23 protein-coding genes are annotated in these 24,439 nt (G+C 52.5%); 5 read left to right on the top strand and 18 right to left on the bottom strand.

The features are described 5' to 3' along the window. Position 1: 1 nt before the first annotated feature. On the bottom strand, positions 2–1,591 hold the full coding sequence (gene purH / locus BZG20_RS14205) for a bifunctional phosphoribosylaminoimidazolecarboxamide formyltransferase/IMP cyclohydrolase (RefSeq protein WP_077579415.1): 1,590 nt from the start codon (positions 1,589–1,591) through the stop codon (positions 2–4). A gap of 264 nt (positions 1,592–1,855) precedes the next feature. Between purH and zntR the strand changes: the two genes are divergently transcribed. Then, complete coding sequence (gene zntR / locus BZG20_RS14200) at positions 1,856–2,290, top strand: Zn(2+)-responsive transcriptional regulator (RefSeq protein ID WP_046074525.1); 435 nt, start codon at positions 1,856–1,858, stop codon at positions 2,288–2,290. A 91-nt stretch (positions 2,291–2,381) separates the two neighbouring features. On the opposite strand, the gene fis is transcribed toward zntR, so the two are convergent. The 3 genes from fis to prmA form a co-directional block, all read right to left on the bottom strand. Beyond that, on the bottom strand, positions 2,382–2,678 hold the full coding sequence (gene fis / locus BZG20_RS14195) for a DNA-binding transcriptional regulator Fis (protein WP_021024113.1): 297 nt from the start codon (positions 2,676–2,678) through the stop codon (positions 2,382–2,384). Between the two features lie 22 nt (positions 2,679–2,700). Then, a complete protein-coding gene (gene dusB / locus BZG20_RS14190; RefSeq protein WP_046074526.1) occupies positions 2,701–3,666 on the bottom strand; it encodes a tRNA dihydrouridine synthase DusB in 966 nt (321 codons plus the stop codon). A gap of 230 nt (positions 3,667–3,896) precedes the next feature. Then, positions 3,897–4,784: a 50S ribosomal protein L11 methyltransferase gene (gene prmA / locus BZG20_RS14185; RefSeq protein WP_046074527.1), complete on the bottom strand. Its 888-nt coding sequence runs from the start codon at positions 4,782–4,784 to the stop codon at positions 3,897–3,899. A gap of 241 nt (positions 4,785–5,025) precedes the next feature. Between prmA and BZG20_RS14180 the strand changes: the two genes are divergently transcribed. Continuing rightward, positions 5,026–6,660, top strand: a complete 1,635-nt coding sequence (locus BZG20_RS14180; protein ID WP_077579414.1) for a PAS domain-containing methyl-accepting chemotaxis protein — start codon at positions 5,026–5,028, stop codon at positions 6,658–6,660. A gap of 107 nt (positions 6,661–6,767) precedes the next feature. On the opposite strand, the gene accC is transcribed toward BZG20_RS14180, so the two are convergent. The 6 genes from accC to BZG20_RS14150 all read right to left on the bottom strand — a co-directional run bounded on the left by accC (position 6,768) and on the right by BZG20_RS14150 (position 14,017). Next, positions 6,768–8,111, bottom strand: coding sequence for an acetyl-CoA carboxylase biotin carboxylase subunit (gene accC / locus BZG20_RS14175; RefSeq protein ID WP_077579413.1), 1,344 nt, complete (start codon positions 8,109–8,111; stop codon positions 6,768–6,770). A 10-nt stretch (positions 8,112–8,121) separates the two neighbouring features. Further along, positions 8,122–8,580, bottom strand: coding sequence for an acetyl-CoA carboxylase biotin carboxyl carrier protein (gene accB, locus BZG20_RS14170; protein ID WP_046074530.1), 459 nt, complete (start codon positions 8,578–8,580; stop codon positions 8,122–8,124). 26 nt (positions 8,581–8,606) lie between these two features. Further along, positions 8,607–9,062 (bottom strand): type II 3-dehydroquinate dehydratase, encoded by a 456-nt coding sequence (aroQ, locus tag BZG20_RS14165; protein WP_046074531.1) that lies wholly within the window; start codon positions 9,060–9,062, stop codon positions 8,607–8,609. 340 nt (positions 9,063–9,402) lie between these two features. Continuing rightward, on the bottom strand, positions 9,403–11,352 hold the full coding sequence (gene acs, locus BZG20_RS14160) for an acetate--CoA ligase (RefSeq protein ID WP_077579412.1): 1,950 nt from the start codon (positions 11,350–11,352) through the stop codon (positions 9,403–9,405). 243 nt (positions 11,353–11,595) lie between these two features. Further along, the gene (locus BZG20_RS14155; protein WP_046074533.1) at positions 11,596–12,219 is read right to left on the bottom strand and encodes a 3'-5' exonuclease; all 624 of its coding nucleotides are present in this window, start codon (positions 12,217–12,219) and stop codon (positions 11,596–11,598) included. Position 12,220: 1 nt separating this feature from the next. Continuing rightward, positions 12,221–14,017 carry a DUF294 nucleotidyltransferase-like domain-containing protein gene (locus BZG20_RS14150; RefSeq protein ID WP_077579411.1) on the bottom strand — a complete coding sequence of 599 codons (1,797 nt, stop codon included), beginning with the start codon at positions 14,015–14,017 and terminating at the stop codon, positions 12,221–12,223. A 195-nt stretch (positions 14,018–14,212) separates the two neighbouring features. Here BZG20_RS14150 and BZG20_RS14145 point away from each other — a divergent pair, with 195 nt between their 5' ends. The 3 genes from BZG20_RS14145 (at position 14,213) to BZG20_RS14135 (ending at position 19,206) form a co-directional block, all read left to right on the top strand. Then, complete coding sequence (locus BZG20_RS14145; RefSeq protein WP_046074535.1) at positions 14,213–15,388, top strand: 3-phenylpropionate MFS transporter; 1,176 nt, start codon at positions 14,213–14,215, stop codon at positions 15,386–15,388. Between the two features lie 150 nt (positions 15,389–15,538). Then, a complete protein-coding gene (locus BZG20_RS14140) occupies positions 15,539–18,985 on the top strand; it encodes a hybrid sensor histidine kinase/response regulator (protein WP_077579410.1) in 3,447 nt (1,148 codons plus the stop codon). Then, positions 18,982–19,206, top strand: a complete 225-nt coding sequence (locus BZG20_RS14135; RefSeq protein WP_077579409.1) for a hypothetical protein — start codon at positions 18,982–18,984, stop codon at positions 19,204–19,206. The genes BZG20_RS14140 and BZG20_RS14135 overlap by 4 nt, the downstream gene beginning before the upstream one ends. A 17-nt stretch (positions 19,207–19,223) precedes the next feature. Here the strand turns inward: BZG20_RS14135 and BZG20_RS14130 are convergent, their stop codons facing one another. The 8 genes from BZG20_RS14130 to BZG20_RS14095 form a co-directional block, all read right to left on the bottom strand. After that, positions 19,224–19,736, bottom strand: coding sequence for a hypothetical protein (locus BZG20_RS14130; RefSeq protein WP_046074538.1), 513 nt, complete (start codon positions 19,734–19,736; stop codon positions 19,224–19,226). Positions 19,737–19,805: 69 nt separating this feature from the next. After that, entirely contained in the window at positions 19,806–21,533 is a 1,728-nt protein-coding gene (locus BZG20_RS14125) for a sodium:solute symporter family protein (RefSeq protein WP_077579408.1), read from the bottom strand. A gap of 12 nt (positions 21,534–21,545) precedes the next feature. Next, complete coding sequence (locus tag BZG20_RS14120; RefSeq protein ID WP_046074540.1) at positions 21,546–21,812, bottom strand: DUF4212 domain-containing protein; 267 nt, start codon at positions 21,810–21,812, stop codon at positions 21,546–21,548. Between the two features lie 180 nt (positions 21,813–21,992). Then, complete coding sequence (locus BZG20_RS14115) at positions 21,993–22,625, bottom strand: MarC family protein (RefSeq protein WP_046074541.1); 633 nt, start codon at positions 22,623–22,625, stop codon at positions 21,993–21,995. A gap of 36 nt (positions 22,626–22,661) precedes the next feature. Further along, complete coding sequence (locus BZG20_RS14110) at positions 22,662–23,294, bottom strand: response regulator transcription factor (protein WP_046074542.1); 633 nt, start codon at positions 23,292–23,294, stop codon at positions 22,662–22,664. 87 nt (positions 23,295–23,381) lie between these two features. After that, positions 23,382–23,891 (bottom strand): thioredoxin fold domain-containing protein, encoded by a 510-nt coding sequence (locus BZG20_RS14105; protein ID WP_077579407.1) that lies wholly within the window; start codon positions 23,889–23,891, stop codon positions 23,382–23,384. Positions 23,892–24,024: 133 nt separating this feature from the next. Continuing rightward, positions 24,025–24,168, bottom strand: coding sequence for a type B 50S ribosomal protein L36 (ykgO, locus tag BZG20_RS14100; RefSeq protein ID WP_046074543.1), 144 nt, complete (start codon positions 24,166–24,168; stop codon positions 24,025–24,027). Beyond that, complete coding sequence (locus tag BZG20_RS14095; protein WP_046074544.1) at positions 24,165–24,434, bottom strand: type B 50S ribosomal protein L31; 270 nt, start codon at positions 24,432–24,434, stop codon at positions 24,165–24,167. Before BZG20_RS14095 ends, ykgO begins: the two co-directional genes overlap by 4 nt. Positions 24,435–24,439 lie beyond the last annotated feature (5 nt).

Raw genomic sequence — 24,439 nt, 5'->3', positions numbered from 1 at the left:
CTTAGTGGCGGAAATGGCGCATACCGGTAAAGACCATCGCCATGCCATGCTCATTGGCGGCGGCAATCACTTCTTCATCACGCATCGAACCACCCGGTTGGATCACGCAGGTGATCCCAGCGTTTGCCGCAGCATCAATGCCGTCACGGAAAGGGAAGAAAGCATCGGAGGCCATCACGCTACCGGCCACTTCGAGATGCTCATCGGCCGCTTTAATACCGGCTATTTTCGCCGAGTAGACGCGGCTCATTTGGCCGGCGCCGACGCCAATGGTCATGCTGTCTTTAGCATACACAATCGCGTTCGATTTCACGTATTTTGCCACTTTCCAGCAAAATAGCGCATCGTTTAGCTCTTTGTCTGTGGGCTGGCGCTCAGTGACAATACGCAAATCGTCTAAGCCGACCATGCCTTGGTCGCGGGCTTGGACTAACAAGCCGCCGTTAACCCGCTTGCTATCCCAACCTGTGGTGCGCGTTTGCCATTGACCACACTCGAGAAGACGTACATTCTTCTTCGCTGCGACCACCGCTTTGGCGGCGTCACTGACGCGAGGGGCGATGATCACTTCAACAAATTGACGTTCGACAATGGCGTGTGCCGTGTCGCTGTCCAGTTCACGGTTAAAGGCAATAATGCCACCAAATGCTGAGGTAGGATCGGTTTGATAAGCACGTTGATAGGCGCTGAGTAAGTCTTCACCGATGGCAACGCCACAGGGATTGGCGTGCTTTACAATCACGCAAGCAGGCTGTTCAAACTCTTTCACGCACTCTAATGCCGCATCGGTGTCAGCGATATTGTTATAAGACAGCGCCTTGCCCTGTAGTTGGGTCGCCGTCGCTACCGAGGCCTCTTGCGGTTGAGTTTCAGTATAAAACGCGCCTGCCTGATGGCTGTTCTCGCCATAGCGCATGTCTTGCTTTTTGACCCAATGTTGCGTCAGGGTGCGCGGGAATGGCGAGTCTTGGCTCTCTTCGGCGTGATGGTAGGCAGGGACTTGGGTGCCAAAGTAATTCGCAATCATGGCATCGTAGGCCGCGGTGTGCTCAAACGCGGCAATGGCTAAATCAAAGCGCGTGGTATGTGTCAAAGAGTGCTGATGCTGATCCATCTCGGTCAGCACGCGATCATAGTCTTGGCTGTTCACCACAATGGTGACGTCGGCATGGTTTTTCGCCGCTGAACGTACCATGGTCGGACCGCCGATATCGATATTTTCGATGGCTTGCTCACGTGTGCAGTCTGGGTTGGCAACGGTTTGTGCGAACGGGTAGAGATTCACCACCACCATATCAATTGGTGCGATCTGATGGCTTTCCATCACCGCATCGTCTTGACCGCGTCGGCCCAAAATGCCGCCGTGAATTTTTGGATGGAGGGTTTTCACGCGGCCATCCATCATTTCTGGGAAGCCGGTATGCTCGGAGACTTCGGTGACCGCAAGGCCGTTTTCTGCGAGTAAACGGGCCGTGCCGCCGGTCGAAAGCAGTTCGACACCGCGTTGGGCGAGTGCTTGAGCAAACTCGACCACACCGGTTTTATCAGACACGCTCAGTAACGCGCGACGAATAGGACGCAGATTTTCCATGGCTTAGTTCTCTTCACTGACAGATTGAATGCTTATCAAAGCCCATCGTGTCTATCAACATGGATAAGCTTTATTAAATCGCCAATTGTCAAAGCGGCGATATTCTATCTGATTTTGTTTGCGCAATCGATTGCTATTTGCTGATGGCGACACTTTTATTGTTTTTACACTTCAGCTTTTTCTGGTTCTCATGCAATGCTGGTCATAAGGTCGCGGCTTTGCTACAAAAAGAAGGATCAATCGCATTACGATAGAGGAGCGGTGATGACCAAATTGCTGCAAATTGGCGAGCTTGCCAAGCACTGTGGTGTCTCTACCGACACACTGCGTTTTTATGAAAAATCAGGCTTGCTGGCGCCGAGTGCGCGCACCGAAGGTGGATACCGGCTTTATGCCGATGAGGCCATTAGCCAAGTGATGTTCATTTTGCGCGGCAAAGAGATGGGGTTATCGCTTGATGAAATTCACGAGTTGTCCGACATTCGCGAAGAAGCGACCTTACACACTTGTGCAGAAGTAAAAGGGATCACCCAGCGGCGCCTGAATGAGGTCTCAGAGAAGATAGCGGCGCTTGAGCGGGTCAAGCATGCACTGACACGTTTAAATGCCGCCTGCTGCGGTATGGACGACGATGACGCGACCCATTGCTCGATATTGGAAACCCTGGCGGAGAGTGAGGACTCCAACTCATGCTGCTAAAGAGGGAGCACTTATGCGCAGTCAGAGGCAACAAAAACGGGCTAGCCGGTTGACGGTTAGCCCGTTTTATCACAACCAAACCAATGGTTGATTAGTTCATGCCGTATTTTTTCAGTTTCTTACGCAATGTACCGCGGTTAATGCCCATCATGGTGGCTGCGCGCGTTTGGTTACCGCGCGTGTATTGCATGATGGTATCCAGCAGTGGCTGCTCAACTTCTGCGAGGACAAGCTCATACAGATCGTTGACTTCCTGGCCATTCAATTGCGCGAGGTAGTTCTTCAAGGACGCTTTTACAGAGTCACGAAGTGGCTTTTGCGTAATTTGATCTTGTGAAGTTACAGTCGTTACTGTCAATGTTTCGGAAGTCAGGTTTTGTTCGAACATATTCTGTCAGCTCTTCTCGTATTTATGCAACGTTGTCGAAGTAGCCTTGCAGCGCATCGATCTGCTGTGGTGCATCTTCGATTGCGTTGAAGGTGCGGCGAAAGTCGCCAATTTGGTCATGCTCTTTTAGGTACCAGCCCACGTGTTTACGGGCAATACGTAACCCTTTGAGCTCCCCATAAAACTGATGAAGCTCTTGAACATGACCCAACAAAATTGTCCTAACCTCTTCTAGTGAAGGGGCAGGCAAGTGCTCACCTGTGGTGAGATAGTGGTGGATTTCGCGAAAAATCCACGGGCGTCCTTGAGCAGGGCGACCAATCATTACCGCATCCGCACCCGTGTAGTCGAGGACATACTGAGCTTTTTCTGGTGAGTCAATGTCGCCATTGGCAATCACCGGAATGGATACCGCTGCCTTGGCAGCCTTAATGCTGTCGTATTCTGCTTCACCTTTGTACATACAGGCACGCGTGCGGCCATGCAGTGCAAGGGCTTGGATGCCACAATCTTCCGCCATCCGGGCGATCTCAACACAATTCTTATTGTCCGGATCCCAGCCTGTGCGCGTTTTGAGTGTCACGGGAACATCCACCGCGTTTACCGTGGCTTTGAGGATTTGCTCAATGAGATCAGGCCGCGTTAGCAAGGCAGAGCCTGCTAACTTTTTATTGACCTTCTTCACCGGACAACCCATGTTGATGTCGATAATTTGCGCCCCGTTTTCAACACAAAACTGCGCTGCGTCAGCCATAAGCTCGGGTTCAGCCCCCGCGATTTGCACTGAACGCAGGCCGGATTCGTCAATATGAACCATGCGCTTTTGCGATTTGCTCGTCCGCCACAACGCTGGATTCGACGACATCATTTCGCTAATAGCCATGCCCGCACCATGTGCAAGACATAACTCACGAAATGGTCTATCTGTCACGCCTGCCATTGGGGCAACGATCAAGGGGACATCCAGGGTGTAGGGTCCGATACGCAAAAGCTCTAAATCCTCTTCAGCCGCTCTGAGTCAGCAAGGGCGCGCATTTTACGCATTTTTTCAGCATCTGAAAAGGACAATATTTGAGCATTGATGGCTTGATTTTTACAGCAGTTTTTGTATCGATGGTGTTTCGCTGATTAATCAAGCAGTTCGAGTAGCACGTCAGCCATGGCTTACCGACGACAGTGAATAGGGGCGGTAAGCCAATGGCATCATCATTTGGCCAGTTACTCGGGCAAATGACCGCTGATCCGGCACCACTCTTCGCGCTCGACAATCGGATCGATAGTGAGACTATCACGGTAATGGTTCGCCACGTCATCCGCTTGAGTTTCTAGCACGCCAGACATCGCCAGCTGACCACCGGGTTTGATCAGGCCTTTGATGACACTCGATAATTCACGCAATGGTCCGGCAAGAATATTGGCCACCACCACATCGGCGTTTAAGTCAGCCGGTTGATCGTTAGGAAGATACAGGTGAAGTTGGTCGGCGACACCATTGCGCTCGGCGTTATCTTTTGATGCCAGCAGCGCTTGTGGGTCAATATCAATACCAATCACACGCTCGGCCCCAAGTTTAATCGCCGCAATCGCGAGAATGCCGGAGCCACAGCCAAAATCAATCACGGTTTTGCCGCTTAAATCCAGACTATCAAGCCATTCCAAGCATAGTGCGGTGGTCGGGTGCGAGCCGGTGCCAAAGGCGAGGCCCGGGTCGAGCATCACGTTCACCGCGTTGTCATCAGGTACCTCACACCAAGTTGGACAGATCCACAACCGCTCGCCAAATTGAATTGGCTTAAAGTTATCCATCCATGCGCGTGTCCAGTCTTTGTCTTCCAACTGCTCGACTTTATGAGCAAAGTTTTCAGCCAGCAATGGACTGGCTTGTAATACCGCTAACACCGTGCCCATATCGGCTTGAGCATCGAACAAGGCCATGATGTCTGTTTCGCCCCACAAGCGCGTTTCGCCGGGTAAAGGCTCAAATACCGGGGTGTCTTTGGCATCTAAGAAGGTGACAGATAGGGCGCCCGTTTCTTCCATTAGCAGGTCGCCAATCGCTTCGGCGTTGTCAGACGTTGCATTCAGTTTGAGTTGGATCCAAGGCATGGTGTGTCTCGTGTCGGAAAAGGAATACGTCAATTTTACCAGATCCATACTGTGCTCGCTGCACAAGATGATGACAGCATGATGAGCATTGAGGGTGGGTGGGATTTTTTGCAAGTTAGCGCGGGTTTTATGCAAATAGCCCTTTATTTATTATGGCTATTGACTACATTATTGCTCCGCGACTGGTCGCAAGTTTGGCGGCTTTGCGCCTCACTGTCATGGATAAGCGAAGGATTGGAGAATGAGAGATACGGGACCAGTGACACAAAAAGAGGTGATGTTTAACGGTTTAGGAGAACTGGTATCGAAAACCGATCTTCACGGCAAGATACAATACGCCAATGATGCCTTTATCGAAATATGCGGTTATAGCCGTGATGAGCTAATCGGCAGCGACCATAATCTCGTTCGCCACCCTGATATGCCACCGGCCGCGTTCAAGGACCTTTGGCAGACCATTAAGGCCGGTAAAAATTGGCGCGGTATGGTTAAAAATCGGTGTAAAAACGGTGACCACTATTGGGTAAACGCCTTTGTGTCACCGGTAGTAAAAGACGGGAACATCGTTGGTTATCAATCTGTGCGCAGCGAGCCTAGCCGCAATGAAGTTGCGGAGGCTGAGTCGCTGTATCGCAAGCTGAGAGACAACCCGACACGCCCGCTCCCCCCGGCTCCTCTGATGCAGCGTCTTCAGTTGCGATTCTTTTTCAACCTTTGTTTTGTGTTGGCGTTGGCGCTATGTACTTTAGGTATGGGACTGGCGCTCAGGCAGGGGCAATTCTCTTTGTTCGGCGTGATGGCGACACTGCTGCTGCTCACGGCAGGTATGACTTGGGTGATGCAAACCCGTGTAATTGGCGCAATCAAAGAGACCAGTGAGGCGTTGAAACACTTAGCTTCAGGGAACCTTGTCTCTGGGGATGAACCGGTTCGTCATGATGAATTGGGTGAACTCAATGATAATTACCGCATGGTGAAAGCACGGTTTGGCGCGATCATCGGTCAAGTGGTGGAGAACACCCAAGTGCTCCTCGCACATGCGGATCATCTGGCGGCACGCGGCCGTAGCGTGCAAGACAACATGAGCACGCAATCGTCACAGATCACCCATGTTGCCAGCGCGATGACGCAAATGAGTGCCACCATTGAGCAAGTGGCACAAAACATGAACCGTACTGCCGACATTATCTCCCTCACGCAAGGGCGTGCGAGTGAGGGGGCCGATGTGGTCGGCCGTGCGACCACCAGCATGACTGACTTTATCCAAGAGTTGGAGCAGACCATTGCACACATTCAAGCCAGTGCTGAAGAAAGTCAAAAAATTACTCAGGTGACACAAACAATCAGTGACATTGCCGAGCAAACCAACTTACTGGCTCTGAATGCGGCTATCGAGGCTGCGAGAGCCGGAGAGCAGGGGCGAGGTTTTGCCGTCGTCGCCGATGAAGTACGGAGCCTAGCGCAGCGCACCCAACAGGCGACCCGTGATATAAAAACCATGCTAGAGGGGCTACATACGGGGATCCATCACTCCTCTGAACGAGTGCTAAGTAATAACCACATGGCGCAAGAAACGCTGGCAGTGGTGGCGGAATCGCGCGCGGTACTGGCAGACATCTTTGATAAAGTGAATCAAGTTAAGGTAATGGGGAGTGAAGTGGCGACAGCGGCGGATGAGCAGGCCAATGTGACCAAAGACATGAGTGAGTCGGTGGAGCAAATAAATGGTCAAAGCCACACCGCCAGTGAGCAGGCGACGCAAACGGCAGATATTGCGGCGCAACTGATGAGTCAGTCGTTGTACCTAAAAGAAACCTTGAATGATTTTAAGTTGGCCGGTCAAGCGAGAGATAAAGGTCAGCCTGCAAAGGCTTAAGAGAGCTCGCAAGATAATCACGCTAAAAAGGATAAAAAAACCGCCGATTGACGGCGGTTTTGTGCTTACCTTGAAGCGGTTATATCGCTTCTAGTGCCAAGATGCCATTACGACAAACCAAGCTTTTTCTCGAGGTAATGAATGTTAGCGCCCCCATGTTGGAAGTGCTCGTCATTCATAATATCGAGTTGTAGAGGAATATTGGTTTTAATCCCATCAATGACGGTTTCCGCGAGGGCATTACGCATGCGCGCAATGGCGACATCGCGGTTCTCTCCGTAACAGATAAGCTTGCCGACCATGGAGTCATAGTGGGGCGGTACTTGATAGCCTGCGTACACATGTGACTCCCAACGCACGCCCATCCCACCTGGCGAGTGGAAGCGTTCAATCTTCCCTGGACTAGGGATAAATCGCTCTGGATCTTCAGCGTTGATCCGGCATTCAACCGCATGGCCACGAATTTGGATGTCGTCTTGGGTGAACGACAGAGGTTGACCTGCTGCAATACGCAGTTGCTCTTTGACCAAGTCAACCCCGGTCACCATTTCGGTAACGGGGTGCTCGACCTGAATGCGAGTGTTCATTTCAATAAAGTAGAACTCGCCGTTTTCATATAAGAACTCAAAGGTACCTGCGCCGCGATAGCCAATTTCAACGCATGCGCGGCAGCAACGTTCGCCAATGAATTTTCGCATCTCTGCGGTAATACCAGGGGCTGGCGCTTCCTCAACCACTTTTTGATGGCGACGCTGCATCGAGCAATCTCGCTCACCCAGGTGAATCGCCCCGCCTTGACCGTCGGCGAGCACCTGTACTTCAACATGGCGTGGATTTTCCAGGAATTTTTCCATGTAAACCATGTCGTTGCTGAATGCCGATTTGGCTTCAGCACGGGTCATCGCAATCGCATCAACCAGTTCAGCTTCGGAGCGAACCACGCGCATTCCCCGGCCACCGCCGCCGCCTGATGCTTTGATGATTACCGGATAGCCAATGCGCTTAGCAATGGTTTTGTTTTTTTCCTGATCGCTGCCCAATGGACCGTCTGAACCAGGCACACAGGGCACCCCTGCTTTTTTCATTGCTTCAATGGCCGACACCTTATCGCCCATCAGACGGATGGTGTCAGCTTTGGGGCCGACAAAGACAAACCCTGAACGCTCAACTTGTTCGGCAAAATCCGCGTTTTCGGATAAGAATCCGTAACCGGGGTGAATCGCCACCGCGCCGGTAATTTCAGCCGCGCTGATAATGCGGGGAATGTTGAGGTAACTTTGGTTGCTTGGCGCCGGGCCAATACACACGGTTTCATCGGCGAGCAACACGTGTTTAAGATCACGGTCTGCGGTAGAGTGCACCGCGACGGTTTTAATCCCCAGCTCTTTACACGCACGTAAAATGCGCAGTGCAATTTCACCGCGGTTAGCAATTACAATTTTATCTAACATGCGCCCTCGCTTATTCGATGATCACGAGTGGTTCGTCGAATTCAACGGGCTGACCGTCTTCACATAGAATCGCTTTGACCACACCGCTCTTGTCGGCTTGGATTTGGTTCATCATCTTCATCGCTTCGACAATGCACAGGGCATCGCCTTCATTCACCTGGCTGCCGACTTCAACAAATGCGGCAGACTCAGGGCTTGGAGCGCGATAGAAGGTACCGACCATTGGGGAAAGCACTTGGTGTCCCGTCGGTTGTGGTGCACTTGCAGGCTCAGCAGCCGGCGCTTCAGGGGCGGCTGGCGCGGGGGCCGGGGCCGCTGGTGCCGCGTATTGCGGGGCGGCCATTTGTACCGGTGCAGCAGGGGAAGAGCGGCTGATACGAACTGACTCTTCACCTTCGGCAATTTCTAGCTCGGAGATGCCAGACTCTTCAACAAGTTCGATCAGTTTCTTAATCTTACGGATATCCATGATAGGTCTCTTCTATATGTTTTGTTTTACTCAGCCGCAAACGCTAAATGACGCGCGGCCGCTGTTAAGGCGAATTCATAACCATCAGCGCCAAACCCGCTGAGCACCCCGACGGCTTTGTCTGATAAGTACGAGTGATGCCGGAAGGGCTCTCGGGCATAAACATTCGACAAATGCACTTCGATAAAGGGGATACTCACACCCAGTAAAGCGTCACGCAGGGCTACGGAGGTGTGGGTCAGCGCGGCTGGGTTGATGATGATAAAATCCACGGTCTCCATCGCTTGGTGGATTTTATCGATAAGGCTAGCTTCGCTATTGGATTGAAAGTGTTCAAGATTGAGCCCCAAGGTCGTGGCTTGTGCCTCGAGAGCCGCCATGATTTGGCCAAGCGTTTGGGCGCCGTAATGTTCGGGCTCACGCTGACCGAGCAAATTAAGGTTTGGGCCATTTAACACTAAAACTTGGTTTCTTGTAGACATCTTGACGCTTACTTCTCCTATTCGCTGTTATTGTGCAGCTTAACGCGGATTCCAGCCGATGGACATGTTATGACGGCGCATACCATGCAATTTTGTCCTTACTGACAGCAATTATAGAGACTTCAGCGCAAATCGCAGCAAAATACTGGTCTAATCAGCACAGTTTGTCTGTTAGCGATATCAAAAGGGTTGCTCGTCGGCGGTTTGATGCGGGATGACACCGCAAGTCCCTACTTTTTGTGTGATTGCGAGGGAGGGAAAGAGTTCAGTTTACCGTGTGCTGGGGATCAAAAAAGCCGCCCGAAGGCGGCAAAGGTTGCTAAGCAATCTTTCGTTAGGGTTAAACCACACTTTCTTTTTCTGCGATAAGCTTATCGACCACACTAGGATCGGCCAATGTGGAGGTATCGCCAAGACTACCGGTATCACCGGTGGCGATTTTGCGCAGAATGCGACGCATGATCTTGCCTGAACGGGTTTTAGGCAGTGCATCCGTCCAGTGGATGAAGTCGGGTGTCGCAATGGGGCCAATCTCTTTGCGCACCCACTCTTTGACTTCCTTGTGGAGTTCGGCGCTGGGCACTTCACCCGCATTGAGGGTGATATACGCATAGATCGCTTGGCCTTTGATATCGTGTGGCACACCAACAATCGCGGCTTCGGCAATTTTATCGAATGCGACGAGCGCCGACTCGATCTCTGCCGTTCCCATCCGGTGCCCCGAGATATTGAGGACATCATCGACACGGCCGGTTATCCAGTAATAGCCATCTTCATCGCGACGCGCCCCATCGCCGGTAAAGTACATCCCTTTAAAGGTGGAAAAGTAGGTTTGCTCAAAGCGGTCATGATCACCGAAGACGGTGCGCATTTGTCCTGGCCACGAGTCAAGCATGACCAGATTACCCTCGGTGGCACCGTCGAGTATATTGCCCATGTTATCCACTAATGCAGGCTGTACGCCAAAGAAAGGACGGGTTGCTGAGCCTGGTTTCAACGCGGTGGCGCCCGGTAGCGGGGTAATCAAGATCCCACCGGTTTCTGTTTGCCACCAAGTGTCGACAATCGGACAGGCTTGGTTCCCTATGGTGCTGTGATACCACTCCCAAGCCTCTGGGTTGATGGGTTCACCCACCGAGCCCATGATCCGCAGTGAGTCGCGTTGGGTGCCAGCGACCGCTTCGTTGCCTTTTGCCATCAGTGCGCGAATCGCGGTGGGCGCGGTGTAAAGAATATTCACTTGGTGCTTATCGACCACTTCGCTCATTCGTGCCGTGCTTGGATAAGTGGGGACACCTTCAAATAAGATTGTTTTCGCACCATTGGCAAGCGGACCATAGACAAGGTAGCTGTGACCGGTGATCCAGCCGACATCTGCGGTACACCAGAACACGTCTCCCTCTTGATAGTCGAAGACATACTTAAAGGTCATCGCCGCGTACACCAGATAGCCACCGGTCGTGTGCAGTACCCCTTTTGGGGTGCCTGTGGAGCCTGATGTGTAAAGAATAAACAAAGGGTCTTCGGCTTTCATCTCTTCGGCGGGGCAGTCGTCTGACACCTTCGCGGCGGCCTCGTGCCACCACACATCACGATGACTGTGCCAGTCAATGTGTCCCCCGGTGCGTTGGTACACCACCACTTTTTCAATCGATTTCACTTTGGGGTTTGCTAGGGCATCATCGACGTTTTTCTTCAGGGGCACCGCACGGCCACCACGTATCCCTTCATCGGCTGTCACCACCACTTTGGCATTGGAGTCAATAATCCGACCGGCCAATGCTTCGGGAGAAAAGCCGCCAAATACCACGGTATGCACCGCACCGATACGGGCGCACGCCAGCATCGCGACGGCGGCTTCCATCACCATCGGCATATAAAGACACACCACATCGCCTTTTCTTACGCCGTTATCTTTTAGGACATTGGCAAATTGGCATACCTGCTGGTGGAGTTGGTGATAGGTGAGCGTGGCATCGTCTTTGGGGTCGTCGCCTTCCCAAATCAAGGCAACCTGATCGCCTCGCGCCTTGAGGTGACGATCGATACAGTTGGCTGCGACGTTGAGTGTGCCATCTTCAAACCAGCGGATATCCACGTGGCCGGTATCAAACGAGGTGTGTTTGACTTTGGTATAAGGCGTCATCCAATCCAGAATTTGCCCGTGCTCGCGCCAAAAGCCTTCTGGGTCGGCCACTGACTGCTGATAGAGTGCTTGATACTTGGCTTCATCCGCGTGTGCCTTTCGTGCTATTGAAGGCATGACGGGGTATACGTGACTATCGCTCATCCTGTTTCTCCTCGTGTCCGCGATGCTCCACGCGGCGCTTCCATGTCATGAGATGTCAGGCGTTACCGCTGCCTGGCAAACGAAAACCATGCAGTAAAGGTGTGACATATCGGGACTTCCGACAATTAGACTTTAGGATGACCCCATTGATTTTTAAGCGATTTGCGCAGTTGTCAGGCCAGATAGTGGGGGCTAGATCCCACTTTGTCTTTGCGTTCGTGCGCAAGTCGCGGCTTCGATGCGTTATTTGGATTGCAGCATGGGCATCTCACCTTGGGTGAGGCGGACATAAATCAATGCGGCGGCGAGCGCATCATCCAATGCATCATGCCGGGCCGGCAAAGGGACATCGAGGTGACGACTAATGGCTTCCATGCTGATGTCGTGATAGGCATTAGGTAGCAGGCGATCGAGTTTGCGTTGATAAATATCACTGACTTCAATCAGAGGGTTGGGGAGAGGAAAGCCGAGAAAATGCCGCGCGTAGCGATCGAGAATACTTTTATCATAACGAATGTGATAGCCGACCAATGGATGATTACCAATAAAGTCGACCAGTGCGGTGATTGCTTGATCTGCAGTGACACCGTGAACCAGATCCTGGTGGCGCAGACGATGAATTCTGACCGAGCCGGCGCTCAGACTCTCTGGCGCGGCCAGTGTCAAGGTGAGAGCGTGACTGGTGAGGATCCGATTGCCTTTAATCGGAGTGGCCGCAATCGTAACCAGCTCTGCACGGTGCGGATCCAAGCTGGTCGTTTCACAGTCCAGTGAAATCAGCGTGCTTGAGTCAGGGGGCAAAAATAAGTCCCGATAGGGTGAGTGTCGTAGACGATGACGGTACCAATGCCGAGTCAGCCAATTCAAATTAATCCCTCACGTGATAATGGAAAGCGAGTGACTCTTTGAACTTTTTCACCACATGCAGCCCGTGGCGCAGTAAGTCGCGTTCGCTAGAAGGGAGTTGAGCTACGTCGAGGTAGTTGCTTTGTGGTTCGCCACTCAATTGTTGTCTTAAACGTAATCGGATAAATAGCTTCAAGGCTTCGGAGAGGTTTTCCGCCGTTTCTTCCGCCAGTGCCCCTAGGTTGGCAAGCTGCTCCAGCCGCTCAAAGGTGTTGGTGTGTGGTACACCTTTTTCCAAGCTCATGGTACGTACGCCATGGACGATGGGAAAAATCCCCCCTTTTTTGATATCCAGCCCTTCTTTGCTGCTTTTGAGGGAGCCAAATACGGTCAAAGGAACGCGAAAGGCTAGCGCAGGACGGACAAAGGTGTTGAGCGTCAACATATTGTCGGTCAAGCTGTCTTTGAGTGGTGCTTGGATCGCATCAATCAGACTCAGATCGCCAGCGATCGGCTGGCTGTCAGCAAGGATCGCCAAGTCCATGACACTTTGATGGTTGGCACTTTGTGCCAGATTACGCACGGTTTGCTGCCATTGCGTGGCGGTTTTTACCCACTTGGGATTACTGACCATCACGTGACCCGGACAGGGCGGGTAACCGAGTTGATACAGTGTATGTGAAAAGGTCTCCATCACTTGCTGGCAATCGGGCCAGTTGAGATCGTCGGCGAGAATCAAGGCGTTGTCTTGGTCGGTTTTGAGTACTTGCTCGCCGCGCCCTTCAGAGCCCATGACCACCAAGCAGCACTGACGTTGGTAAGCCTCGGGCACTAACAAGCGAAAGGCTTTTTCCATGATTTGCTCATTCACCGTGGCGATAAGCTGCATCACAAAGCGGGTATGAATGCCATTGTTAAATAAGGTGTGTACCAGCTTGCTCTGGCTGTTTGCGGCGATCACCAGTTCGTCGATGGTCTGTGCGCGGGCAATCTGTAAGTTAAGCACGTGAGAGTGAGTCGAAAAGAGGCTCAGTACCTGAGGAAGATCGAGCATCCCTGCGGTGTTTCCGTGTTCATTGACGACCCGGACACGTTTTACGCGCTGGCGTGTCATCTTAATCATGGCGTGAAAGAGAAAGTCGCCGCGTTCCACACTGATCACCGGACGTGTGGCCACTTCGCCAACAGGCACGGATTGATCGTAGCCCTCGAGCACGAGCGCATGAAGCAAATTGGTGCGGGTGATAATACCGCAGTCGCCATTTTCATCATCGACCAAGGCGCAGTCACAGCGCTCCGCTTTCATCTGGGCGGTAGCGGCATACAGGGGCACGTCGGGGGAGACACACAAGGCAGGTTGAATATTGCTGTCATCAATTCTTGTCAGCATAAACTCGGCGAGATTTTGTTGCTGACGAGCTTGCACCATCAGTGCTTGTCGGCGCTGAAGGTTGGTATCAAAGTAGCCTCGAAACGCGTGATTATGATGATAAATGGCGAGGAACACCTCGGCGGGTAACAGGTGGCAGAGGGTATCTTCTAGCGCGCGGTATCGATGTTTGGCGGTGCCATTAAGCAGTGCTGGCACGTCGAATAAGTCGTCGGTGGTGTAATGAGAAAACACTTCCTTGCCGTCTTCTGACACTTCTTCCACGCTGCCTTTGATAATGATAAAGAGCTGCTCGCCCGTATCACCGGGCTGGATCAGGGTGTCGCCACGGCGAAAGTAGGCAACGTCGAGTGCTTGGCGGCATTGTTTGACTTGTGATGCGGTTAGGCAGTCAAAGGGCGCATGAGAGGTGTCAAAAGGTTCAGGCATAGTCGCACTCCTCACTGTGATATTCACAGTGTGTCTCACCCTTTCCGATCTCGCTAGCCGACTTTAGTCTAGCCAGTCATGCACCTGGACTGGTCACCACCATGTATTTGTCGACAATCGTGGCGCGCGTGTCTTTTTTTCCTCGCACAGAGCTGCGACACTTAGCGGGTATCTATCTTAATGTGAAGTAATGAGATGACCTTAACCCAATGTTCCCCGTTTCGCTGGCTGTCAGAATACTTTGGCGGTTTCTTTTTTTCCTATGGTGTGTATCTCCCGTTTTGGGCGGTTTGGTTTGAGTATCTTGGTCTCAATTCAGGCGTGATCGGCACCTTGATTGGGCTTGGTTTTGCAACCCGTTGTGTGGCCAACTTAGTGTTCACACCGCGCGTACAACAGGTTGAAGCCTTGTTGCCGGCCCTGCGGGCCTTGACACTCATGGCGTTAGTGACGTGTGCCTTGCATCCTATGATGGGTGCCAATGTGTGGTGGCTGGCTTTGGTGACCGTGTTATTTAATTTAGCCATTGGTCCCTCCGTCCCGCTGTCAGATGCGCTCGCCAACTATTATGCGCGCCATAAAGTTATCGACTATGGTCGAACTCGCCTTTGGGGATCGATAGCCTTTATTGTTGGGTCGAGTTTGACCGGATGGCTGGTGACCGAGCAATCGGCGGCGATTATTCCCTGGATCGCGATTGGCGGCTTGTCTGCCTGTTTGCTACTGACGTTGCGTCGACCGACATTGATGCCACAAAGCGAGCACGATATGACCAATAGCAAAGTCTCGATGCGTCAGCTTTTCCGCGACCGTCAGGTGGTCGTGTTCTTGTTAATCGCCTCCCTGCTGCAAGGCAGCCACGCAGCGTATTACAGTTTTAGTGCGATCTACTGGAAGCAGGCTGGATATAGCGAGAGCATCGTGGGCTATTTGTGGAGCCTCGGGGTTGTCGCGGAAGTGGCAGTATTTGCCTTGGGGGCGCGGCTTTTTAATGGCTGGTCATCAAAAGCCTTGTTCCAATTGGCGGCTGTGGGTGTATTGCTGCGCTGGGGGATCACAGGGACGACGACCGCTGCGGTGCCTGTGATACTGGTGCAACTGCTTCATGGCATTACGTTTGCCGGCGCACACCTTGGCGCGATGCAGTACATTCAGCGCGAGTGTGGGGCGCGATTGGTGGCCACACAAGCGGCGTACAATGCGCTACCAATGGGCGCAGTGGTGGCGGCGCTGACCACGGCAAGTGGGTGGATTTATGCTGTATCGCCCTCTGGCACTTTTTATACCATGGCGCTGCTTGCGTTGCCTGTTTTCGTTTTACCCCTGCGTGAGCCGGCATTTTGGCGTGCCAAGCAAGCTAAGGTGGCATAAACAGGCCTAAGCTGTAATAAACCACGATTAGGCTTGCAGTAAAGTTAGCTAAGGTGCCCACAAAGCGAATACGAGACGATTGAGTGGGCGCCGATACCGTGTTACACCCAGCTCAAGGGTTCGGCAAAGGATTGCGTCAGGAAGGGAGCCATGACACAAGGCTGGGTAATTGTCTCTGTTTCACTGCTTTATATGGGCGCACTGTTCGCGATTGCTTGGTATGGTGATCGTCAACCGCGCTGGTTACGCTCATGGCGCCCGTGGATTTATAGCCTTTCTATCGCGGTGTATTGCACCTCTTGGACCTTTTTTGGCACGGTTGGCCAAGCGTCCAGCTCACCATGGTCATTCCTACCGATTTATCTTGCCCCTATCTTGGTGTTTACCCTTGGGTGGCGTTTTCTTGCCCGAATGATCTTGATCGCCAAGCGCGAGCACATTACCTCCATTGCCGACTTTATTGCGGCGCGATATGGCAAATCGCAGGGCTTAGCGGTGATGGTGACCTTGATTGCCGTGGTCGGTGTGCTGCCCTATATCGCGTTGCAACTGCGCGGTATTGCCATGGGGCTCGATGTTCTGTCGCCAGAGCTGGGGCAAAGCATTGGCTTGGCACAGCCCCAAATCGCCTGGCTCGTGTGTATCTCCTTGGCCGCATTTACCGTGTTATTTGGTACGCGTCATATTGACAGTACGGAGCACCACCGAGGGATGATGATGGCGGTCGCTTTCGAGTCGATCGTCAAGCTGGTCGCGTTTCTCGGGGTGGGTATTTTTGTGGTATGGCTGCTATTCCAAGCGCCCAGCTTGCCCGTGAGTCTTGAGGACTCTGGCGTGATTGGTCGCCCGGATGTGGGCAGCTTAATCATTCACACCTTGCTCACAGGGGCGGCAATCATTTGCTTGCCGCGCCAGTTTCACACCATGGTGGTGGAAAACACGCGCGCGAGTGATTTGAATACGGCGCGTAAAGTCTTCCCGACCTATTTGTTACTGATGCTGATTTTTGTGCTACCGCTCGCCTATGCGGGGCAAGCGTTGTTACCTGGGGCACCTGCTGATACGTATGTGATTCGGCTGCCGCTATCGGTAGGGGCTGAGGGGATGGCGCTACTGGCTTTTATGGGGGGCGCATCGGCTGCCAGCGGGATGGTGATTGTTTCAACCATTGCGTTGGCGATCATGGTATCGAACGATCTGGTGATGCCACTGTTGTTGCGGCGAATGAAGCTGAAATCCCGTAACTTTGCGCAGTTCTCTGGGCTGTTACTTAATGTTCGCCGTGCGCTGATCTTTTTGATCTTAATTGCCGCGTGGGGCTTCTATCATCTGATCCTCACTGTGCCCACGTTATCGGAAATTGGCTTTCTCTCCTTTGCGGCCATTGCTCAGTTTGCCCCTGCGATGATTGGCGCCTTGTACTGGCGTCAAGGCAACAAAAAAGGCGTATATGCTGGCTTACTCGTGGGGTTTTCACTGTGGTTGGTGACCATGATGACCCAAACCGGCATGCTGGCAGGAGATGGCCAATCTAACCTATTGATTTGGCTTATCACCCCTCCCGATTTTTCACCGTTTACTCACCTCAATACTGTGGATTGGGGCCTGGCCTTCAGTGTGTTAATGAATGCTCTTGGCTTTGTGGTGGTTTCTTTACTCACGCGACCATCACTGAGTGAGCGTTTACAGGCCGCCGCGTTTGTTGGCATGCCACTGCCGGAAAACGATGATGCTCGCTTGTATCAAAGCCGGGTGACAGTGGCGGAGCTGGAGATGCTCGCGGCTCGCTTCGTGGGTCGCCGGCGCATGCGCCAGGCGTTTAGCCAATTTGCAGAGCAGCGTGGTGAAGAGCTGRTGCCCCAACAACAAGCCAGCGCACCGCTGATCCGTCATACCGAGCGGGTGTTGGCAGGCGTGTTTGGTTCGTCGTCGGCACGCTTAGTCCTTTCATCGGCCCTTCAGGGGCGCAATATGCAGTTGGAAGAAATTGCCACCATTGTTGATGAGGCCTCTGAGCTGTTTGATTTCTCGCGGGGATTACTGCAAGGGGCTATCGAGCATATCAACCAAGGGATCTCTGTGGTGGACAAGCAACTGCGGCTGGTGGCATGGAATCAGCGCTACATTGATATGTTTCAATTTCCACCTGGGCTTATCCAGGTCGGGCGACCGGTCGCGGACTTAATCCGATTCAATGCTCAGCGCGGACTTTGTGGGCCGGGTGATCCGGAAGAGCATGTCAGCAAGCGAGTGCTGCACTTAACACGACGAAAACCGCATACCTCTTCGCGAGTGCATCCAGACGGACGAGTGATTGAGCTGCAGGGCAACCCGATGCCGGGCGGTGGTTTTGTAATGACATTTACCGATATCACCGCGTTTCGGGATGCGGAAGCGGCGCTCAAGCAGTCTAATGAAACCCTTGAAGCGCGGGTGACTGAGCGAACGCGTGAATTAGAGCGGCTAAATAGCCGATTGATTGATGCGACCCGCAAGGCTGAATCCGCCTCACAGTCGAAGAGTCGCTTTTTGGCCGCGGTCAGTCACGATTTGATGCAGCCACTTAATGCTGCACGTTTGTTTGCTTCGTCACTCAGTGAGATGGCGGCAAACCGAGATACTGAAGCCGTTGCTCAGCACATAGAAAGCGCACTAGAAAGTGCGGAAGTGTTGATTGGTGATTTGCTCGATATCTCACGCCTGGAGTCGGGCAAAATGAAAGCACGTATCGAGACCTTTGCATTAAGCGAGGTGTTTCATGCGCTAGAGGCGGAGTTTGGCGTACTGGCTCGCCGCCAGGGGTTGGACTTTCGCGTTGTGACCAGCCAGGTGTTTGTTCAGTCTGATAAGAACTTGCTGCGCCGGGTGCTGCAAAACTTTTTGACCAATGCCTTTCGCTACAACCCTGAGGGCCGAGTGTTGTTAGGTGTGCGACGGGCAGGGCGCGACTACCGCATTGAGGTGTGGGACGATGGCGACGGGATCCCTGTCGATCGTCAGCAAGATATCTTTCAAGAGTTCACACGCATTGATCACGAAGGCGCCGAGCAGGGGTTGGGCTTAGGGTTGGCGATCGCGAAGGGCATTAGCCAAATCCTCTCTCAGCCTCTGGCGTTGAAATCCTGGCCGGGTCGGGGCACGGTGTTCTCAATGACAGTGAATGCGAGCCAAGCGGAAAAGGTCGAGCCAAGTCCTGTGGCGCCTGCCACCTCATCGGCGCGAGAGCTCGAAGGTTGCCGTGTCTTATGTGTGGACAATGAGCAAGACATCTTGGATGGGATGGCGCAGCTTTTATCACGGTGGGGATGCGACGTTCGCTGCGCCCCTGACGTGAGTGGTGCGATCAAGACGATCGGCGAGCAATGGCAGCCTGAGTTTGTCCTGAGTGACTATCACTTAACGAACCAGCAAACGGGGTTGCAAGTGCTACAACAATGCCAACTAAAAGTAGGGTGCTGCTTTCAGGGGGTGATCATCAGTGCTGACCGCAGCGCCGAGACACAACAGACCGTGACTGGACTAGGCTTTATGTATCTCTCTAAACCGGTAAAGCCGCTTAAGTTGCGTGCATTATTACAACAGCGAGGAAAACGATGACCCCTTTTACCCTACCGCGCCTAGAAACAGATGTGGGTATTGTTAAAGTGGCAGGGCACTTTAACCCTGTTGATGGGCATATCGAGGTTGATGAATTGGCACACCTAGACGGTGATGGGTGGGCGGATGTGAGTCATTGGCTGACAGAGCAAGCGTATGAAAACAAAATCGCCACCATCGTAGCGGCGATCCGAACATCGTTGATGTCAATTGACGCGTGAATGGCAACCGTCTCACATTATGACGCATCCTGCGCCTGTTGGTGCTCGGTATAAAACGTTTTATGTTCGATAAAGGTCACTGGCGTTTCGGCATAATAGTGGCTCCCTTTCATACTCACGGCCAGGCGGATTTGCGTCTCTTCGCTGCGTGGTGCTGGCAGAGAGACCGTCCAGGTCATGCCTTGTTCATCGCGGATTTGCATGGTTTGCGGTGCGATGTTTGTCAGGCCGATTTGTGCGCCTTCCAGGGGCAGCTCGCTGACCAACCGCAGCGTTAGCCGGTTGTTTTCGACGCCTTGCGATTCCAGTTTGAGTTTCATATCGCCATTTTCGAGCTGACAAAACCCGCTGGTATAACGGCAATTAGAACGGACCGCCAGCGGATAGCTTTGCCCTGGCTGAGCGGCTTTGGGCGTCTCAGACACACTGGCATCGACGGCAAAATAGGCGATCACCGCTAACACTGGCGCAACCAGCATCGCAATAACCACATGTTTATTGGTGAGTAAACGCGTGACCGTTGACATCATGCCTCTCCTTGGCTGGTCGTAACCAACAGTATAAAAGCCCCCGCAGGGGCTTGATAGGTTAACACGGGATTAGTGTGATTGCGCATCACCGGCTCCAGACGGCATACGAACATGCTCGACCAAATCTTGCACCTCTTGCGGTGTTTCTTTCGTCATGCGCGAGACAATGATCGCCACGGCAAAGTTGCACACGGCCCCTACTGCGCCAAAGGCATTTGGCTCGATACCCAGTATCCAGTTGCTACCGAGGCTTTCTAAGTATGTCCAGTCAGAGATAAACAAAATCCCCTTGTGTTGGAATACGTAGAACAGGGTGACGCTGATCCCCGCGACCATACCGGCAATCGCCCCTTCTTTGTTAATGGTCTTGGTAAAGATCCCCATCATGAGTACCGGGAAAATCGATGACGCGGCTAAGCCGAACGCCAGTGCCACCGTCCCGGCCGCAAAGCCTGGTGGGTTGAGCCCTAAGTAGCCGGCCCCAGCGATGGCTAATGCCATAGATATCCGGCTTGCCAGCAGCTCGCCTTTTTCGCTGATATTCGGATTGACGACCCCTTTAATTAAGTCGTGGGATATGGCTGACGATATCGCAAGCAACAACCCGGCGGCAGTCGACAGTGCCGCGGCTAAGCCACCGGCGGCGACCAGGGCAATCACCCAGTTAGGTAGCTTGGCAATCTCTGGGTTGGCCAGCACCATGATGTCGCGGTCAACACGTAGCTCATTGGTTTCTGCATTCGAGGTGTATTGAATTTTCTGATCACCGTTTTTGTCTTCAAAGCCTAGCAGCCCGGTGGTTTCCCAGTTCTTAAACCAGTCTGGACGCTGGTCATAGGCGAGGTTGTCACCGTTCGGTAGATTCACCGTGTCCATTAAGTTCAAGCGCGCCATTGCCGCCACCGCAGGTGCTGAGGTATACAAAATCGCGATAAAGAACAGTGCCCAACCGGCAGATGTCCGTGCATCACGCACCTTAGGGACGGTGAAAAAGCGAATAATAACGTGGGGTAAACCGGCCGTACCTATCATCAGTGACATGGTGTAGGCAAACATGTTGAGTGTACTACCCCGCACGGCGGTGGTGTATTCGACAAAGCCGAGTTCGGTCACCACCTGATCGAGTCGGTCGAGCAAGTACTGATCCGTCCCCGCCATGGTGCTACCTAAACCAAGCTGTGGGAATGGGTTACCCGTCAGTTTGAGGGAGATGAAGATTGCGGGAATAGTGTAAGCTAAAATGAGCACGCAATACTGAGCAATTTGGGTGTAGGTAATGCCCTTCATCCCGCCCATCACGGAATACATAAAGACAATGACCATACCGATTAATAGCCCGGTGGAATAGTCGACTTCCAAGAAGCGGCCAAAGGCGACGCCCACCCCTTTCATCTGGCCGATAACATAGGTGACGGAGGCGATGATCAAACAAACAACGGCAACAATGCGCGCGGTTTTTGAATAGAAGCGTTCACCGACAAACTCTGGCACGGTAAACTTGCCAAACTTACGTAGGTAAGGGGCGAGCAACAGTGCGAGGAGCACGAAGCCGCCCGTCCAGCCCATCAAAAAGACCGAGCCCCCATAGCCCATAAACGCGATTAAGCCGGCCATAGAAATGAACGAGGCAGCTGACATCCAGTCGGCAGCGGTCGCCATCCCGTTCGCCACTGGGTTCACCCCGCCACCGGCGACATAGAACTCTTTGGTGGAGCCTGCGCGTGCCCAGATCGCAATCCCAATATAGAGGGCGAACGTGAACCCGACAACAATATAAGTAATGGTTCTTAAATCCATGTGTTAGTCCTCTTACTCGTCGTCCACGCCGAACTCGCGATCGAGTTTGCGCATTTGTTTGGCATACACAAATATGATGCCGAGGAAGGTATAAATCGATCCCTGCTGAGCAAACCAAAACCCAAGTTTGTAGCCACCAATTTGAATAGTATTGAGGGCATCCACGAATAAGATCCCACAGCCGAATGAGACAACAAACCAGACAATCAGCAGACTGATCATCAGTTTTACGTTTCTGTCCCAGTAGGCTTTCGCGTGTTCCTTGCTTTGAAACGCCATCGCCTTCTCCTTGTTTAGCACGTTAATGGAATGTTACTTGAAGACGATAGCAGGGGATGGACGAAGCGACATTGCAACTTTAGTCGAGCGCAGTCAGCGATAATGAGCGGAAAAAGCAGGGTTTTTGTGAGCTAGGTACGGCTGACTCGGGTTGAGCCAGCCAAGTCTTTCGCCAAAGGTCTAACTGAGGTGATAAAACTTTTGGATGCCTTCGAGTAAATTCGCAACGGCGACCGAGGCAAGGATCAGCCCCATGACGCGGCTGATAATCGACGCCCCCACATTCCCAATCACTTTGTGAATCACATTGGCGCCGAGGAGTAAGACCAAGGTCGCGACCAAAACAACAAACATCACTCCAGCGGTCACCGCTTGTTCCGCAATGGCATACCGATTGTTATCTGTGAGCATGACTACCGCCATCATGGCACCGGGGGAGGCAATAGAAGGGACGGCGAGTGGATAAACCGCGGTGGCGGCAATTTCTGCTTTATCAACGTCTTCACTCAGCATTTTGGCTTCTTGGCCGGGTTTTCCTTCACCGAAAATCATGGTGAGGGAAAACAATAGCAACACCAAGCCACCGGCCGCTTGGAATGCGGGTAACGGGATTTGCATGGCTTCAAGCAAAATCTGACCGACAATTAAAAAGAACAGCAAAATGGCAAAGGCAATTGCCACGGCTTTCACCGCGACGCGGCGCTTTTGTTTGGCGGACATGTGGCTGGTTTGCGACAGATAGATGGGCACGCTACCGACAGGGTCGATCACGGCCCATAAAATCACGAATTGCGTAGCAAGAATACTTAACATAGGCGCTCCAAAGTCGGTGTCTAGAGCGCTAGCGTATCAAAGTTCGATATTAGATTGCTGCAATAAAATCACCGCCTGAGTGCGGTTTTTCACGCCCAGTTTGCGAAATATAGCCGTCATGTGGGCTTTAATGGTCGCTTCGGATACCGCTAAGTCATAAGCGATCTGCTTATTCAGCAAGCCATCGCAAAGCATTCGCAATACTTTGTACTGCTGTGGGGTCAGTGTGGCGAGTTTGTCAGATAAGCTTTCGCTCTCATCGTCTTCGCCGAGATTATCTGGAAAGCAAGGCGTGCCGTCGAGCACTTGGGTTAACGACTGTACCAACGCACGCATATCGCTGGATTTGGGAATAAAGCCAAAGGCGCCATGAGCGCGTACCTGACGGATCACACTCGGCTCTTCACTGGCAGAGATCACCACAATCGGTAGGGTTGGATACTGGTGACGCAGCGCAATCAGCCCTGACATGCCATTCGCGCCAGGCATTTTTAGGTCGAGCAGCACCAAGTCGACCTCAGCATCTCGCGCTAAGATTTGATTTAAACTGTCTAAGCTGTCTGCCTCTAGCAGGTTGGCTCCGCTTATCGCCATATGCACGGATTGAAAGAGGGCGTTCCGAAACAGTGGATGATCATCAGCGATAACGATGGTGTGTTGCGCTTCCATAATGCGGCTATCTTCCCTTTGTTTTCAATAAAGCTACCACCAGATATGGGGTTTATCAATTTTGTAACAAGAGAACTAAGAGATTGATCATTGCTCGCTTTTTACTTCATGTTTCAATCCATACTGGCGTAGGTGAGTAATGAAAGCTTGAGGTGCTAAAAAGCCGGTAATGCGAGCTGTCGCATGACGCTCTCCATTGGGCAACCAAAAGTCGAGTGTGGGTAGCCCGGCCACGTCTTGGGTGCGCATTAACGCAAAATCATCAGGACGATTTTCACTCAGATCCACTTTAATGCGGTGCATACGGCTGAGCTGCTGAGCCACAGCCGGATCCGTGAAGGTTTTTTGGGCGAATTGTTTACACGGAATGCACCAATCGGCGTAGTAATCAACCAAGGCGATTTGTTGATTAGCCGCAGCGCTGGCGAGCTCTGCATCAAGTGCTTCTTGCGAGTTGACGGTGATAAATGGCGGTGCGGTAGCAGAGGTTGTCGGTGGCACTGTCGCTTGGTGGGTTCGCGCAATATAAAGCGCACTGGCACCCAGTGCAGCAATCAATAATCCAGCAGCCAGCGTGAAGCGACGACCCAGTTTCATACTTTTTCCTTTTGCGGCAGATAGGATGAGTATACACACATACCATGACTCGCCTCGAAAAAGGAAATGATGACCTCAAGATGTGCTCACATCGTGAGGCACTGCCACATCAGTGGCAGTGCGTCGCCGACGCTTAGCTGCGTTTTTTTGCGCGGCCTTGCACCGCCTTAAAACGTGGATTGGTTTTGCAAATGACGAACATGCGTCCGCGACGCCGAACGACTTGACAGTCAGGATGGCGTTGACGGGCACTTTTTAGTGAATTGACGACTTTCATGCCTGTTCCTTTTTGCGGCGACCGACTTGGCCAAACTTACGCGCAAAGTGGGCAACACGGCCTTCTTTGTTCGTCGCTCGTTGCTTTCCGGTATACACCGGGTGTGATGCGCTTGAGATATCTAGCGGGTAGTAAGGATAGGTTTTGCCATCTTGCCACTCGATGGTACGTGATGTTTGCAAGGTTGAGCCGACAATAAAATAGGCGTCAACGCTGGTGTCATGAAAAACGACAGAACGATATTCGGGGTGGATATTGGCTTTCATAACGA

Origin of the sequence: Salinivibrio sp. IB868 (assembly GCF_001995655.1) — a bacterium.
In the GTDB taxonomy this organism is placed as follows: Bacteria; Pseudomonadota; Gammaproteobacteria; order Enterobacterales; family Vibrionaceae; genus Salinivibrio; species Salinivibrio siamensis.
Note: the sequence above shows the minus strand (reverse complement) of the source record. Positions and strands in the feature narration are given on the sequence as shown.

Coding starts and splice junctions, on each gene's coding strand:
- purH (WP_077579415.1), bottom strand. CDS start 1,591: ATGGAAAATCTGCGTCCTATTCGTCGCGCGTTACTGAGCGTGTCTGAT.
- zntR (WP_046074525.1), top strand. CDS start 1,856: ATGACCAAATTGCTGCAAATTGGCGAGCTTGCCAAGCACTGTGGTGTC.
- fis (WP_021024113.1), bottom strand. CDS start 2,678: ATGTTCGAACAAAACCTGACTTCCGAAACATTGACAGTAACGACTGTA.
- prmA (WP_046074527.1), bottom strand. CDS start 4,784: ATGCCTTGGATCCAACTCAAACTGAATGCAACGTCTGACAACGCCGAA.
- BZG20_RS14180 (WP_077579414.1), top strand. CDS start 5,026: ATGAGAGATACGGGACCAGTGACACAAAAAGAGGTGATGTTTAACGGT.
- accC (WP_077579413.1), bottom strand. CDS start 8,111: ATGTTAGATAAAATTGTAATTGCTAACCGCGGTGAAATTGCACTGCGC.
- accB (WP_046074530.1), bottom strand. CDS start 8,580: ATGGATATCCGTAAGATTAAGAAACTGATCGAACTTGTTGAAGAGTCT.
- aroQ (WP_046074531.1), bottom strand. CDS start 9,062: ATGTCTACAAGAAACCAAGTTTTAGTGTTAAATGGCCCAAACCTTAAT.
- acs (WP_077579412.1), bottom strand. CDS start 11,352: ATGAGCGATAGTCACGTATACCCCGTCATGCCTTCAATAGCACGAAAG.
- BZG20_RS14150 (WP_077579411.1), bottom strand. CDS start 14,017: ATGCCTGAACCTTTTGACACCTCTCATGCGCCCTTTGACTGCCTAACC.
- BZG20_RS14145 (WP_046074535.1), top strand. CDS start 14,213: ATGACCTTAACCCAATGTTCCCCGTTTCGCTGGCTGTCAGAATACTTT.
- BZG20_RS14135 (WP_077579409.1), top strand. CDS start 18,982: ATGACCCCTTTTACCCTACCGCGCCTAGAAACAGATGTGGGTATTGTT.
- BZG20_RS14130 (WP_046074538.1), bottom strand. CDS start 19,736: ATGATGTCAACGGTCACGCGTTTACTCACCAATAAACATGTGGTTATT.
- BZG20_RS14125 (WP_077579408.1), bottom strand. CDS start 21,533: ATGGATTTAAGAACCATTACTTATATTGTTGTCGGGTTCACGTTCGCC.
- BZG20_RS14120 (WP_046074540.1), bottom strand. CDS start 21,812: ATGGCGTTTCAAAGCAAGGAACACGCGAAAGCCTACTGGGACAGAAAC.
- BZG20_RS14115 (WP_046074541.1), bottom strand. CDS start 22,625: ATGTTAAGTATTCTTGCTACGCAATTCGTGATTTTATGGGCCGTGATC.
- BZG20_RS14110 (WP_046074542.1), bottom strand. CDS start 23,294: ATGGAAGCGCAACACACCATCGTTATCGCTGATGATCATCCACTGTTT.
- BZG20_RS14105 (WP_077579407.1), bottom strand. CDS start 23,891: ATGAAACTGGGTCGTCGCTTCACGCTGGCTGCTGGATTATTGATTGCT.
- ykgO (WP_046074543.1), bottom strand. CDS start 24,168: ATGAAAGTCGTCAATTCACTAAAAAGTGCCCGTCAACGCCATCCTGAC.
- BZG20_RS14095 (WP_046074544.1), bottom strand. CDS start 24,434: ATGAAAGCCAATATCCACCCCGAATATCGTTCTGTCGTTTTTCATGAC.